General features: G+C 36.7%; 13 protein-coding genes and 1 tRNA gene. 6 read left to right on the forward strand and 8 right to left on the reverse strand.

Annotation, left to right across the window (positions count from 1 at the left end):
- Positions 1–157 precede the first annotated feature (157 nt).
- From scpA to udk, 4 genes are read right to left on the reverse strand one after another with little or no spacing between them, the layout of a single operon-like run.
- Positions 158–2,284, reverse strand: a complete 2,127-nt coding sequence (scpA, locus tag C8N46_RS07355) for a methylmalonyl-CoA mutase (RefSeq protein WP_108114242.1) — start codon at positions 2,282–2,284, stop codon at positions 158–160.
- Entirely contained in the window at positions 2,277–3,638 is a 1,362-nt protein-coding gene (locus C8N46_RS07360) for a methylmalonyl-CoA mutase subunit beta (protein WP_108114243.1), read from the reverse strand. The genes scpA and C8N46_RS07360 overlap by 8 nt, the downstream gene beginning before the upstream one ends.
- Complete coding sequence (locus tag C8N46_RS07365; RefSeq protein ID WP_108114244.1) at positions 3,631–3,939, reverse strand: FtsB family cell division protein; 309 nt, start codon at positions 3,937–3,939, stop codon at positions 3,631–3,633. The genes C8N46_RS07360 and C8N46_RS07365 overlap by 8 nt, the downstream gene beginning before the upstream one ends.
- Before the next feature lie 46 nt (positions 3,940–3,985).
- Positions 3,986–4,594 carry a uridine kinase gene (udk, locus tag C8N46_RS07370; protein ID WP_108114245.1) on the reverse strand — a complete coding sequence of 203 codons (609 nt, stop codon included), beginning with the start codon at positions 4,592–4,594 and terminating at the stop codon, positions 3,986–3,988.
- A 134-nt stretch (positions 4,595–4,728) separates the two neighbouring features.
- Between udk and C8N46_RS07375 the strand changes: the two genes are divergently transcribed.
- Positions 4,729–4,803: transfer RNA gene (locus C8N46_RS07375), tRNA-Pro, on the forward strand.
- Positions 4,804–5,091: 288 nt separating this feature from the next.
- Here C8N46_RS07375 and C8N46_RS07380 read toward each other — a convergent pair.
- A complete protein-coding gene (locus tag C8N46_RS07380; RefSeq protein ID WP_108114246.1) occupies positions 5,092–7,278 on the reverse strand; it encodes an RICIN domain-containing protein in 2,187 nt (728 codons plus the stop codon).
- 182 nt (positions 7,279–7,460) lie between these two features.
- Between C8N46_RS07380 and C8N46_RS07385 the strand changes: the two genes are divergently transcribed.
- The 5 genes from C8N46_RS07385 to trxB all read left to right on the forward strand — a co-directional run bounded on the left by C8N46_RS07385 (position 7,461) and on the right by trxB (position 10,833).
- The gene (locus C8N46_RS07385) at positions 7,461–7,844 is read left to right on the forward strand and encodes a hypothetical protein (protein WP_108114247.1); all 384 of its coding nucleotides are present in this window, start codon (positions 7,461–7,463) and stop codon (positions 7,842–7,844) included.
- Positions 7,845–7,960: 116 nt separating this feature from the next.
- Positions 7,961–8,767, forward strand: coding sequence for a hypothetical protein (locus C8N46_RS07390; RefSeq protein ID WP_108114248.1), 807 nt, complete (start codon positions 7,961–7,963; stop codon positions 8,765–8,767).
- A gap of 33 nt (positions 8,768–8,800) precedes the next feature.
- On the forward strand, positions 8,801–9,403 hold the full coding sequence (locus C8N46_RS07395; RefSeq protein ID WP_146169754.1) for a hypothetical protein: 603 nt from the start codon (positions 8,801–8,803) through the stop codon (positions 9,401–9,403).
- 11 nt (positions 9,404–9,414) lie between these two features.
- Complete coding sequence (locus C8N46_RS07400; RefSeq protein ID WP_108114250.1) at positions 9,415–9,684, forward strand: hypothetical protein; 270 nt, start codon at positions 9,415–9,417, stop codon at positions 9,682–9,684.
- Between the two features lie 177 nt (positions 9,685–9,861).
- The gene (gene trxB / locus C8N46_RS07405; RefSeq protein WP_108114251.1) at positions 9,862–10,833 is read left to right on the forward strand and encodes a thioredoxin-disulfide reductase; all 972 of its coding nucleotides are present in this window, start codon (positions 9,862–9,864) and stop codon (positions 10,831–10,833) included.
- Between the two features lie 344 nt (positions 10,834–11,177).
- Here trxB and C8N46_RS07410 read toward each other — a convergent pair whose 3' ends face one another.
- The 3 genes from C8N46_RS07410 to C8N46_RS07420 all read right to left on the reverse strand — a co-directional run bounded on the left by C8N46_RS07410 (position 11,178) and on the right by C8N46_RS07420 (position 14,078).
- Positions 11,178–11,900 (reverse strand): head GIN domain-containing protein, encoded by a 723-nt coding sequence (locus tag C8N46_RS07410; protein WP_108114252.1) that lies wholly within the window; start codon positions 11,898–11,900, stop codon positions 11,178–11,180.
- Between the two features lie 149 nt (positions 11,901–12,049).
- A complete protein-coding gene (locus C8N46_RS07415) occupies positions 12,050–13,741 on the reverse strand; it encodes a PspC domain-containing protein (RefSeq protein ID WP_108114253.1) in 1,692 nt (563 codons plus the stop codon).
- Positions 13,734–14,078, reverse strand: coding sequence for a PadR family transcriptional regulator (locus tag C8N46_RS07420; RefSeq protein WP_108114254.1), 345 nt, complete (start codon positions 14,076–14,078; stop codon positions 13,734–13,736). The genes C8N46_RS07415 and C8N46_RS07420 overlap by 8 nt, the downstream gene beginning before the upstream one ends.
- Positions 14,079–14,101: the final 23 nt, after the last annotated feature.

The following is a 14,101-nucleotide window of genomic DNA, read 5'->3' on the forward strand; positions in this document are numbered from 1 at the left end:
AAACAAAAAAGTAATTTCCAGTAATGGAAATACGAAAGGGCAGAAAAATAAAATAGAAGATTTTATTTTTCTGTTTTTTTTTATGAGTCAATATTTTCAAAAGTCTAGACTCTTGACTCTAGACTCTTGACTCTAGAATCTTGATTCTAAAAAAAATCTATTCATCAATCAAAATCTCCAGTAACTGAATTGCGGCTTCACTAATTTTAGTGCCAGGACCAAAAACAGCTACGGCGCCAGCATCAAATAAAAACTCATAATCTTGATGTGGAATTACACCACCAACAATCACCATAATATCTTCACGACCGTATTTTTTTAACTCTTCAATCACTTGCGGAACGAGCGTTTTATGTCCTGCCGCTAAGGAAGAGACACCTAAAATATGCACATCGTTTTCCATGGCTTGTTTGGCAGCTTCTGCTGGCGTTTGGAATAAAGGACCTATATCTACATCAAAACCAACATCGGCATAGCCTGTTGCGACTACTTTTGCGCCGCGATCGTGTCCGTCTTGTCCCATTTTAGCAATCATGATTCGCGGTTGGCGACCTTCCATTTCAGCAAATTTTGCCGCCAGTTCTTTCGCTTTTTGGAACGAACTATCGTCTTTAATTTCTTTACTATACACGCCTGAAAATGATTTAATTTGTGCTTTATATCGGCCAAAAACAGCTTCTAAGGCATCTGAAATTTCTCCCAAAGTCGCACGTTTACGAGCTGCGTCAACAGCTAATGCTAAGAGATTTTCTGTTCCAGATTTTGCTGCGGCTGTTAATTTTGCCAATGCTTCGTTGACTTCAGAAGCATTTCTGTTTTTCTTCAATTCGTCCAAACGTGCCAGTTGCGCATTGCGAACAGTTTGATTGTCAACTTCTAAAATATGTAACGGATCTTCCTTTTCGAGTCGGTATTTGTTTACACCTACAATCACATCCTGTCCAGAATCGATGCGTGCTTGCTTGCGTGCTGCGGCTTCTTCAATGCGCATTTTGGGAATTCCTGCTTCAATTGCTTTGGTCATTCCGCCCAATTCTTCCACTTCTTCGATGAGTTTCATGGCTTTGTGCGCGATTTCATGTGTCAGTTTTTCCACATAATAACTTCCCGCCCAGGGATCTACCGTTTTGGTAATTTTGGTTTCTTCTTGCAGATAAATTTGCGTATTTCGAGCAATTCGTGCTGAGAAGTCTGTAGGCAATGCAATGGCTTCATCCAAGGCATTGGTATGCAAACTTTGCGTGCCACCAAAAGCAGCAGCAGCAGCTTCAATACAAGTTCGTGCTACATTATTAAATGGATCTTGCTCTGTTAAACTCCAACCACTCGTTTGACAATGTGTTCTGAGCGACAACGATTTTGGATTTTTCGGATGGAATTGTTTTACCAATTTTGCCCACAACATTCGTGCGGCTCTCATTTTAGCAATTTCCATAAAGTGATTCATTCCAATTGCCCAGAAAAACGATAGGCGAGGGGCAAAGGTGTCAATATCCATGCCTGCGGCAAGTCCTTTGCGTATGTATTCCAAACCGTCAGCCAATGTGTATGCGAGTTCAATATCGCAGGTGGCACCAGCTTCTTGCATGTGGTAGCCAGAAATACTAATACTGTTGAATTTAGGCATGTTTGCCGAAGTGTATTCAAAAATATCCGAAATGATTTTCATAGAAGGTGTTGGCGGATAGATGTACGTATTTCGCACCATGAACTCCTTCAAAATATCATTCTGAATTGTTCCTGCTAATTGCTCAGGTTTCACGCCTTGTTCTTCTGCAGCAACGATATAAAACGCCATAATTGGTAACACTGCACCATTCATGGTCATGGAAACCGACATTTTATCTAGCGGAATTTGGTCGAAGAGAATTTTCATATCTTCTACCGAATCAATTGCAACGCCTGCTTTTCCAACATCGCCAACTACACGCTCGTGGTCGCTGTCATATCCGCGATGCGTTGCCAAATCGAACGCTACGGATAAGCCTTTTTGTCCCGCCGCTAAATTTCTTCTGTAAAACGCATTACTTTCTTCTGCTGTTGAAAATCCTGCGTATTGTCGGATAGTCCAAGGTCTGCGAACGTACATCGTTGAATACGGACCGCGAAGATTAGGTGCAATTCCAGCCACAAAATCCAGATGTTCTAGGTTTTCAATCGCTGCTTTGCTGTACGACGATTGTATTTTGATGTCTTCTGCGGTATTGAAAGACGTTGTTTGCTCTTTTTCAAACGTTTTCGAAGTTTGGTCGAGTGTGATATGTTGGATATTTTTTCTACTCATTGTCAAGTCGTTCTTTTTCTAGCGTTTCCGCAAGTCTTTTTGGCGAAATAGGTGCTAATAGTACTTTTCGCGTTTCTTTTTTAGCAAAAGGAGAAATTTCCAAATCGTGTTTCATGCGGTCTTCAGGATTTGGATATTTATTCGTTCCTAATAAAACTTCTTTTCCTTCGTTAAACAATGCTTGCTCTTTGGCAGCACTTTCTTTTATCTTTCGCTGAATTGTACCTTCTTTCAATTGCTTTAAGAATCCGCCATTTGCTTCAATATCTTTGAAAAGAGCCAATGCTTTTTCGGCTAATTGTTGTGTGATACTTTCAATATAATACGCACCTTCTGTGGGATTGTCCGTTTTGTCAAAATAGCTTTCGTCTTTTAAAATGCGCAGTTGATTTCGAGAAATTCGGTCGCCAAATTCGTTTGCGTGATGGTACAAAGCATCATACGGAAGATTGTACACAAAATCGGCTCCACCTAACACGGCACTCATGCATTCGGTCGTAGTTCGCAACATATTTACATTGTAATCGTACAAGGTTTTGTTTCGTGTAGAAGGTGACGCAATGATGCTACATTCAGCAGCAACATTGTATTCGTTTGCCAAGGTATTCCACAACAAACGTAATGCTTTTAGTTTGGCTATTTCAAAGAAATAATGCGAGCCAACCGATACGTTAAACGTGATGGTATTTGTAATTTCAGCACCGTAATGATTCAAATATTCATTCACGTGTGCGAGCGCGTATGCCAGTTGTTGTACCATGGTTGCACCTGCGTTTTGGTAGACATCCAATCGTACAGATAGCACACTTTTAAAACCATCAAACTTCAGGATTTTTGCTAACGCTTCATGATCTGACGTAAGATTTTCAAACCAATTTCCTGTGGAGGCTAGGTTTCCTATCAAATCAATTCCAAGCGTGATACTAGCAGCGTTTGCTTTCGCGAAAGCGTGAATCGTTTCACAATACGAAACCGATAAAAAGTCCATTTCGACATGCATCGGCACGTTGGTATCGACATCTACAATAATATCTGAAAACTCGATTTTTTCATCTGTAATGAATAGCACAATACTTTCTGCACCTCTTTCTAAGGTGTCTTTTATTTTCTCGTTGGCTTCTTTGGCATCAGTCACGACGATACGTTGTGTAACTTTCCATTCGGTAGTTTTGGTAGCGATTTTATGTACATCTCCAAAATTCTCACGATGGTAAAAAGGTGTAATGTCAATGCCTTCTTGCGTAGCTGTGACCAGAGTTTGGTTGTAATCGGCTCCTTTGAGATCGACTTGTATTTTTTGTTTCCATTGTGCAGCAGAAACTGCATCAAATTCGTCAAATAATGAATTATTCATTGTCAGATGTTTTTAGGCTATCGGCGTATTCAACGATATAAATTTCTTCATTTTCTTTCTTCATAAAGTAGTGAACACGCGCGTAATTTTCAAGTTCTTCCATGCTAGAAAAACGTTTGATACTTATTTTGTCTTTTTTGATATCGCGTTTTAGCGTGGTAATTTCATCTTTTAAAAGCTCAATTTGCTTATTGAGTTCTCTGTGTGTGTAAAACCATGAATTTGCATCCAAAAAGAGCATCCATATAATAAATATGGCAGAGGTGATGATGTATATGTTTTTAAACTTTTCTAGTTTCATGCTTTTGAACACGATGCAAAATTTTTATGTGTAAATGTACTAAATATTAGGCTAATCGCTCACTAATAATTGTACGAACAATATCGACTGCTACGGTATTGTAGCGATTGTTTGGAATGATGATATCGGCAAACTCTTTTGTAGGCTCAATAAATTGTTCGTGCATCGGTTTGAGTGTGGTTTGGTATCGTGCCAAAACTTCGTCGATATCGCGTCCGCGTTGGGTAATATCGCGTTTGATTCTTCGGATAAGACGTTCGTCAGAATCGGCATGGACAAAAATTTTGATGTCGAACATATCTCTTAATTCTGGATTTGTAAGAATCAGAATGCCTTCCACAATCATTACTTTTCTGGGCAAGGTATGAATCGTATCGCCTGTACGATTGTGTTTTACAAACGAATATACAGGTTGATCGATGGGATTTCCTTTTTTCAATTCGCGCAAATGTTGACAAATCAGGTTAAAATCAATAGAGCGTGGATGATCAAAGTTGATACGTGTACGTTCTTCGTAACTCAAATGTGACGTATCATTGTAATACGAATCTTGAGAAATAATCCCGACTTCATTTTCGGGAAGTTGTTTGATAATTTCGTTGACAACGGTTGTTTTTCCGCTTCCCGTTCCGCCACCAATACCAATAATAAGCATATTGTTTGTCTTTTGAATTGCAGGACAAAATTAAGTAATTTATTGATGAAAATTATTTTCAAAAAATAAATTGTTTTTGCTTTTCCGTTTCAAGAAAAGTCATATATTTGCAATCCAAATTTAGATAACCTTTTCGGGGTGTAGCGTAGCCCGGTTATCGCGCCGCGTTTGGGACGCGGAGGTCGCAGGTTCGAATCCTGCCACCCCGACAAAATCAAAGCCTTGCTTTCGCAGGGCTTTTTTTATAAAACAAATCTGAGCTTGCTCATTAATTTGTTTTATAAAAAAAGAACTGATTTGCGATAGCAAATGCAGGGCTTAGACTTTGCAACGAACCCATCTCAGGATCACGCTAGTAATCCTATTTTTCTAGCTCGCTTAAAAGTTTTTTCTAAAGAAGTAATGAATTTTTTCACACAAATTTTAACTTTCTAGAAGTAATAGATTCATGCCAATAATCTTAAATTCCTTCAAAAAGAAATTTCCAAATTTAAATTTTAATACAACTTAAAATATTGTTCTCGCTTATTTGCCAATTTTCTGGATTCTATAAATTCACGCGGAAATCCATACGAGCGTTGTACAAATTCAAAGGCTCGTTTGGTGTCAACATTGTAAAATGTGTAATTTCCGTTCCCTTTCGAAATGATATGCCAATACATACCGTATTCGCCTTTTACGGGCGCGTCTTTGTAGCGTTCAATTTCTTGAAGTTCTATGTCCCCCGTTAAATAATGCCATTCATTTCTTGCCAACTTGGAGGACTTTACTTTGATCAGGTAATTTCCGTTGGTTGTTCTTTCAAATTTGAACAAGGTGTTATTATCATCGTATTTACCACAAATGTTTAAAGAGTTGTATCCAGTAACATCTGAAGTCATGATATAGTTTAAACACACACGTTTGCCGTTGGAAGCATTCATTCTAAATATCCTGTCTTCTATGGGTTTAGGCTTGACATTTATAGGATTTTTTGCATCAAAATACCAACGTCCGTTATTGGTTTTATTTGGTTTCCAACTTGACAGAAAGAAATCCTGACTTTTAATACTGTAGAATAGTGTGTCTGCCGAAATCGTTGTTTCATTTTCGTTTCCTACATTGACAATTTTATAATAGCCATCTGCTTGTTGTATGATTTTCCAAAGTTGATAATTGTCGTTTCTATCGTCAACGGTAAGTTTTACATCGCCTCTTTGGTTTCCTTCGGAAGCTAGTGACCAAAATTTGCCATCAATTTCTACTTGTAATTGATAGATACCGTTTCTCACACGTTTAATGCGCCAATTTTTGAAAAATTCGCCCATTTTGAAATGATTTTTTTGAACATTATATCCTAATGAAGTGGTTCTGTTATTAATTTTATTGGTCAATTCGACGGCAAAATTATTTTTGACAGCTTTGTTAAAATTGGAGCTGCTTTGTGTGATAAAATTATCGTTAGTAACTACTATTGGCGTAGGATTTACAGGAGTTTGTTGTTTTTTGGCTGGTGCAACATTAAAGGTTTTCGTTGTTGACCATGCGCTGTACGAACCGTTGATAAATACACGTACTTTCCATTGCCAACCGTTGAGTTCATTGTTTGTACGGTGTTGGCGCTGCACTAATTGATAGTTAGATACAGGCGTATTTTGTATAAATGACTTTTTGTTATTGTTGGGATGTATGATGTAAATTTCATATTGTTCAGCATTTGGCACATCTGCCCAATCAAAATTCCATACGTATGTTTTGTTAGTATTTACAATTCCATTCGCTAGTGTTGCGTTGGATTGCGGGTAAATTAAGGTAATAGTTGATGGAATCGGTTGTTTAAAATCTAAGATTCTTGACTGACTCCATTTGCTCCATTCATTTCCTACCTTAGCTCTAACCCACCATCTCCAAGTATCATTTATCAATGTTGCATCAATGGTTGTGTTCATGACGAATCTGTAATTGGTAGCGTTTACGGTTGTGTTGAGCAGGGTATTTTTTTGATTTTCATGCTGGATGATAATTTGATAGGAAGAAGCATTCGCCACTCGACTCCAATTAAATGTTATCACACTTCCTTTTTTATTTTCCACTATAAAATTGCTTGCAGGCGCAGTTAATGTTGGAATCGAAGAGTTTACTATAGGTTGCGGTTTTGGTGCTGGTTTCGGTTTTTCCTTTTTTGGAGTATAAGGAATAAATTTAAACATCGCATTGGCGAGTCCGTCCGCATATTTTTGAACAATAGTACTTCCGACAGGAAATCCCGCTGCAGCGGAAATGGACTTGTTACTGTGTTTTGCAGTGATGTAGTAATGTCCGTCTCCTGTAGCCAAGACGAGTTTGAATTTTTGATTTTCCACATTTGCCTGATTCCAAACTTGTACAACTGCATTGTTTTCCTGACTTCCTCCACGAATATCCAATACTTTGTTTTGCTCTTTGGAACGAATAATATAAAATCCATTGCCAATTTCTTCAAAGCGAAAAAGCTGGTTGTTTTGATTGGTTTGTTGTGCCAAAACTACAGCAACACCATTGTTTTCATACGGTGGCTGTACTTGTAATACACGTCCTTTTTCATAACTTTCAATGACGTACCATTGTCCTTTTTGCACAGGATTTTGTGCATATATTGATGTTGAAATGATGCAAAATAATAGCGTGAAGCAATACTGTTTTAAAGTATGGGAAAGTGATTTCATCGGGAAAAAATGTTTTTCTGAGTTGTAAATATAGAATTATATATTTTCAAAAACATTGCCAATTTTATGATTTTCAGATAAATGCTTGATTTTACTACGTGTAAAAGCATGTTTGAAAAGCTATTTCATTCTCTTAATTTGATAAAAATCAATATCTTGTTGCTCATCCAATAATTATTTACATGAAACTAAAATTTCCAATAATCATTATCGTAATTTCTTTTTTATTTGCTTGCGAAAACAATCCAAAGAAAACTCAAACTGATACCAAAACGGATCAAACTACAAAGGTCGGTTTAGACAACGGACGCTGGATTAGCACGAGCGATTCCAACGCTGGTGTACAAATTAAAGACGGCAAATTTATTATGTTTTACAAGGGGACAGAAACGAGTTCAAACAGTATTTATGAGTATGAATTAACGGAAAAAGACGGTATTGAGTATTTGAATTTGAAAAATGCAGAAGGCGATGAAATGATTTACGGTTTACTTGAATATTCAGAAGAAACGATGGTATTGAGCTATTTAGATCGTGGAAATACGTTAACCTACGAAAAAGAGTAAAAGAGTTTTCATGTTCAAAAAAAATAAACTACGTACAAACCCTCGATTTTCAGGTTTGTTTTCAAATACGCATTTTAAATTGTATGTTTGAATAACTGACCAAAACTATTGATTACATGGCTACTTCAGACCCAAAACCGACAAGTGCTACGCCTGAAAGCACTTCTACATCTAAGAAGAAAGCAAATCCTATTTCCAAAAAACAAACTGCAAACGAGCCGCCAAAAGGAATTTCTAAAGGTGTTTCAGATGAAACGATGGTAAGTTTTAAAAGAGAGCTGGAAAATATGTTGCTGTTTGCTATGAAAAATGGAAAAACGATTGACACAGACATCAATTCGTTGATTGAGAGTAATAATATCAGCGATTTGATCAACGCGCACAATATTCTGGTTAAAAATATAGAGCCAGCAACACCAAAATCTATTGCCTATTTGGATTTGGTTTCAAAAGGGGACGATAAAAAAAATATATTTCAGCGGTTGCCTATGATTCGAAACTTAATCATTTTAGCCGTGATTTTTTTACTAATTTTTATTGGCACATCGCTTTCGTCAGAAGTTAATACCACTTCGTTAGCTAAAGGCGTGTTGAGCAATAGCGGAAAATCGTTACTATTAAACATGCTGTTTTTATGTGCTATTTCTGGATTGGGCGTTATGTTTTATTTATTGCGCGATATTAGTGACGGAGTTAGAAATGCTACGCTAATGCCAGAACAATCTATTTACTATGTAGCATTAATTATATTGGGAATTATCTCAGGATTGATTCTTTCCGAAATCGTTTCATCGTACAACTCAGGAAAAGATTTGAGCGTATTTAACAACGCAGTTCTAGCGTTGATTGGCGGATTTTCTTCGGATGCAATTTTTAGTATTTTACAGGGAATCATCAACAGAATAAAGGCCATTTTTCAATAAGAATTCAAAACAAACCATTTATAAAACTAGCAGATGAAATTTTTAATAAGAAGTAGCAGTGTCCTTTTGGTAACACTGAGTTTGTATGCTTGCGCGTCTATTCCCGCATCAACAGCGACCTTATCACAAGAAGTAATTGCAGAAGCCAATTCCATGCATCAACTGAATATTGCGTTGGTAAATAAGCTTTTTGATGAACGAAAAGACAAGGTGAACGATTTTATCAACAATCAATACATTCCTAGATTTGTAAAAAACTTTCAATCGAAAATTCCAGCTGGTATAGATGTCAATGCCGAATTGCCAAATATTTTAAAAAGCATCATGCCTGTAATTAATAGAAAACGCGATTCGCTTCAAGGGTTGCTCGATGTGCAACGAAACGAAATGATTACGACTTTAAACAACAGTTATGCAAACTATCAACAAGCGAGTTCAACTTTACAAAACTTGATAAGTTCTGCGGTAAAGCTCAAACAATCGGAAGCAAATACGTTGGCAGAAATACAGAATTTGACGCATACGAATTTAAACGTCGGCAAAATTCAAAGTCATTTAGACAGTTTATTAATCAAAACAGGAAACGGCTTTAACAAGCTTCTGAACGTAGAATCAACAATTAGAGGAAACAACTAAATAGAAACACTATGAGTGATATAGATTGGGATAACTTGGCAAATCAAGCTGCTGCACAAACCGATGCAGAATTTCAAACTACCATTGCAAGTTTGACACGTATGAACATCACAGAAATTGATCAATTCATCAAAGAAAGTCAAATTACCAACGCCAATGCGATTAAAGTTTTAAAAGAAATTAATGATGCCGCGGCTTCCAATACAGCAAAAGCAGATGCTATTGCCAATATTGACAACGGCGTGAAGTTTTTGGTAAGTATGGCAAATAAAATTGTGTGATTACTTGTTGTATTTTAAAATGAAAATTTGAATGCTGAAAAAAAGACTGTTTTTTTAGTAAGTTCACCATAAAGATATCAAACACCAGTATAGTTTTTGTTGATAAATTTTATGTAAGGAATACATATAAAAAACTACTTTTGTGACAAATGCATTAATTTTTAGATACAAAAGAATATGTCAGATACAAATACAGCTTTAGATTGTTTAATTATCGGAAGTGGACCTGCAGGCTATACAGCAGCAATTTATGCCGCTAGAGCCGATATGAACCCTGTAATGTATACAGGAATGGAGCCTGGAGGACAATTAACTACGACAACAGAAGTAGATAACTTTCCAGGATATCCTAATGGAACAGACGGAACAGCCATGATGGAAGATTTAAAAAATCAAGCAACACGCTTTGGAACGGACGTGCGTTTTGGAATTGCTACGAAAGTGGATTTATCCAAAGAAATTGGAGGAATTCACAAAGTATATGTAAGTGATGGAGCAGAGGAGCAAGAAGTGTTGGCAAAAACAGTGATTATTTCTACAGGTGCTTCTGCAAAATATTTAGGACTGGAAAGTGAGCAACGCTTAATTGGAGGAGGTGTTTCTGCCTGTGCTACGTGCGACGGATTTTTCTATAAAGGTCAAGATGTAATTGTTGTGGGTGGTGGTGATACTGCTGCAGAAGAAGCAACCTACTTGGCAAAACTATGTAGAAAAGTAACCATGTTGGTTCGTAAAGACGAAATGCGTGCGAGTAAAGCAATGCAACACCGTGTAAATGGTACTAAAAACTTAGAGGTATTATACAACACAGAATTGGACGAAGTATTAGGCGGAATGGTTGTTGAAGGAGTTCGAATTGTAAACAATCAAACACAAGAAAAACGCGAACTAGAAGTAACAGGCGTTTTCATTGCAATTGGGCACAAACCCAATACTGACATGTTTAAAGGAGTTTTAGACATGGATGAAACTGGATATTTAATCACAGGTGCAAAATCGACCAAAACAAACATTCCAGGTGTATTTGCTGCGGGTGATGTTCAAGATAAAGAATACCGTCAGGCAATCACAGCTGCAGGAACAGGATGTATGGCAGCACTTGATGCGGAACGTTATTTAGCATCTGTAGAAGATATGATTGAAGCGTAAACTTTCATTTGATAATGATTTGATTTGAAAATTTGACGATGTATTCATCTTCGTTTTTCAAATTGAAAATTCAATTCTCATAAAATATAAAACCGCATAAAACATTCGTTTTTATGCGGTTTTTTGGTGAATGGTTTGGTTGTTTTCGCTTTTTGATTGATGTGGTAATGGTTGAATAGTTGAATTTCAATTGGTTGGTTAACGACTACAGTTTGTGTATTATAGAAGCTTTTCTTTTACAAAGTAACAGATTGTGTCACTGCGTTTGCAAAGACGTTTCAAAGCATTTTCAAATCAGAAAACTGCTATATTGTTACATTGAATAATTGCTACATTAAAAAAGCCTACTTCCGATTCACGCCGCCGGCAGACGATTTGTTTTGAGCAACCGAAGGTGGATTTCCATAATAATTCACATCACCGCCGCTAGAACTGCTCGCCACTAATTTCTCAGTGACATATACCGTAACATCGCCGCCACTGCTTGCAGAAGCATTGCAATTTTTCACAGTCAAATCTCCCGCGTTGATGTCGCTTCCGCTGCTTGCTGTTGCTTCAAGTGAATCAGCGGTTCCTGCGATTTTAATATCTGCACCGCTCGAAGTTGCGCAAATGATATTTTCGGCTTCGACTTCTAATTTTACATCTGCGCCGCTGTTGCTTTTCACTTCCAGCGTTTCGGCAATAATAGTTGACGTACTAAATATATCTGAGCCGCTTGTAGCGATAATTTTCTCAATAACAGGCAAGCTTACAAATACTTTTTTCGACTTGCAACGCCCGATGTTTTTCTCGGTGTGAATCTTTAAAACGCCGTTATTGATATCTGTGGCGATTAATCCTATCACATTTTCATCGGCTTCCACTTCAATAGAAGCCGTTTCCGATTGTGTGATATAAACGTCTAAGCCTTCGGAAGCTTTGATAACCGTAAAATTCTCTTCAGCGTCTCTTTCTTCAGAAACTACATTTCGATTTCCTTTAATTCCTGAGTCGAAATTAAAGATGCATGAAGTCATAAATAGACTTAAAATAGCAATAGCGATAAATCGTGCAATTGTGACCATAATAGTTAGTGTTTTTGTTTGTTCGTTTTATTTGATTGATGATTATTTTTATTATTCTTTAATACTGAGCTTGTCGAAGTGTTATTCGTTGTTCGTTGTTCGATGTTCGATGTATCTAAAACCTAACACCTAATACCCAAAACATAAAATTAATTTACAGAATCCTTCATAACTTCAGTTTCCTTTTTATCAGTATCTGATGTTTTTTGACTACGTTTTCTACGTTTTTCATTCTTTGATGATGGACAGTCTAAGCATTCCAATTCGTCGTCTACTACTTGATGGTAATGTTCTTCTGTATCTGAATTATTTGGTAAAATATCTCCAGAACTTCTACTATTTCTGTGGAATGATCTTGTATTCTTATCAGGATAAATAATAGCGCCTTCTGGTAAGAATAACACAACTTCTACTTGCTGATTGTTGTGTTTATCGTCTTCGTCAAAAAGAAAATAACCGTCTAGTTTTAAGGTATTATCTTCAAAAACATAGTTATACTCAATTCCTTGTGCGCGTTGTTTTGCCTTTTGGAAGGAAATACCTCTAGCACTTTTGTCAATGCGAACTCTAGCATTTTCTTTTTCTGTTGGTCGTACAATTAACTTTACAGAGCTCGAAAACAAAATGATATCGCCGTTTTCATCGTACTTTACAGAATAATCGGAATCGTAACTGTACAAGCTTTCGTCATAATATTCATTTCTCACCATTTTTACAGTAATTGTATCATTTTTTACAATTGGCAATTCCTTTTTAGCTGAAACTGTTGCTTCAATAGTTTGATGCCTTGCTGCGCTTGAAGCGATATAGGCAATTCCGATACAGGCGCCAATCCACAATACAATTAATATTGTTTTTGCTGAGGTTCCAATAGGTTTGGAATTTTTCACTAAAATTTTCATTCCCAAAATAAATAATACAATTGCAGGAATTCCAACAGCAACTAAGGCTAACAATCCTAAAATCCAAGGTGAAATTTCATTCAAGAGTCCCAAATCTTCATAATAGAAGAATTCTCCTCCATCAAATACTTGAAAATTAAAGAAGCTAAATCCTAGTGTGGACATTAAGATGCTTATCAAAATAGAAGCTGCTACGATGATGAAAATGACACCAAAAAACTTCCCAAAAACTTTGATAAATGCTTGAATAATGTGTCCTATAGAATCAAAGAAGGAAGATGCGCCTTTTTTGGCTTTTTGACCTACTTGTTCAAAATTTACATCCTTTATAGTTTCATGAACATCATCCAATCCTTCTTTGATTTTTTGTTCAATATTGCTGATGTTCGCAGGCTTTCCCGCCATGGCTAACTTTTCACTAGTTGTTGTGGCTTTCGGAATAATTACCCATAAAATAAAGTATACTAAAATTGGCGATCCAACTCCCGCAAAAACGATGATGATTGCCAGCAATCGAATCCATAAAGCATCTACGCCAAAATACTGTGCCAATCCAGCACACACTCCGGCAATAAACTTATTATCATAATCTCTGTATAATTTTCGGTAGTTTTCTGTTCCAGTCTTTGCTTGATATTGGGTTTTAGCTTTTGGCTCGTCCTCAAAAATTTCGTCGTCCACGAGATAATCTTCAGGCTGTCCCATAATATCAATAACTTCTTCTACTTCTTTCATGCCTACCACTTGTCGTTCCGATTTCATACGTTCTGAAAACAATTCGGCAACTCGGGCTTCAATATCGGCTAAAATTTCATCTCGTCCTTGCGAGTCTGTAAAGGAGCGTTTTATGGCGTTCAAATAACGCTGTAAGGCTTTATATGCATCTTCATCAATATGAAAAAACATATTTGCTAAGTTTATATTTATCGTTTTATTCATTGCTAGTGCTTTTTTGTCGTGTTACAAGTGATACTGCGTTTTGTAAATTGTTCCAAGTGGTATTCAGTTCTTTCAAAAATAACTTTCCAGTCTCTGTGAGTCCGTAGTATTTTCTAGGTGGTCCAGAAGTTGATTCTTCCCAGCGGTAACTCAATAAACCTGCATTTTTCAATCTTGTCAATAGTGGATAAATTGTTCCCTCTACGACAAGCATTTTTGCGTCTTTTAACGTATCTAGTATTTCGGCTACATATGCATCTTGATCTTTTAAAATAGATAAGATGCAATACTCCAACACGCCTTTACGCATTTGTGCTTTTGTGTTTTCTATCTTCATGTTTTCATGTGTCTTTTAATGTT

It is taken from the genome of Kordia periserrulae (genome assembly GCF_003054265.1).
Taxonomy (GTDB): domain Bacteria; phylum Bacteroidota; class Bacteroidia; order Flavobacteriales; family Flavobacteriaceae; genus Kordia; species Kordia periserrulae.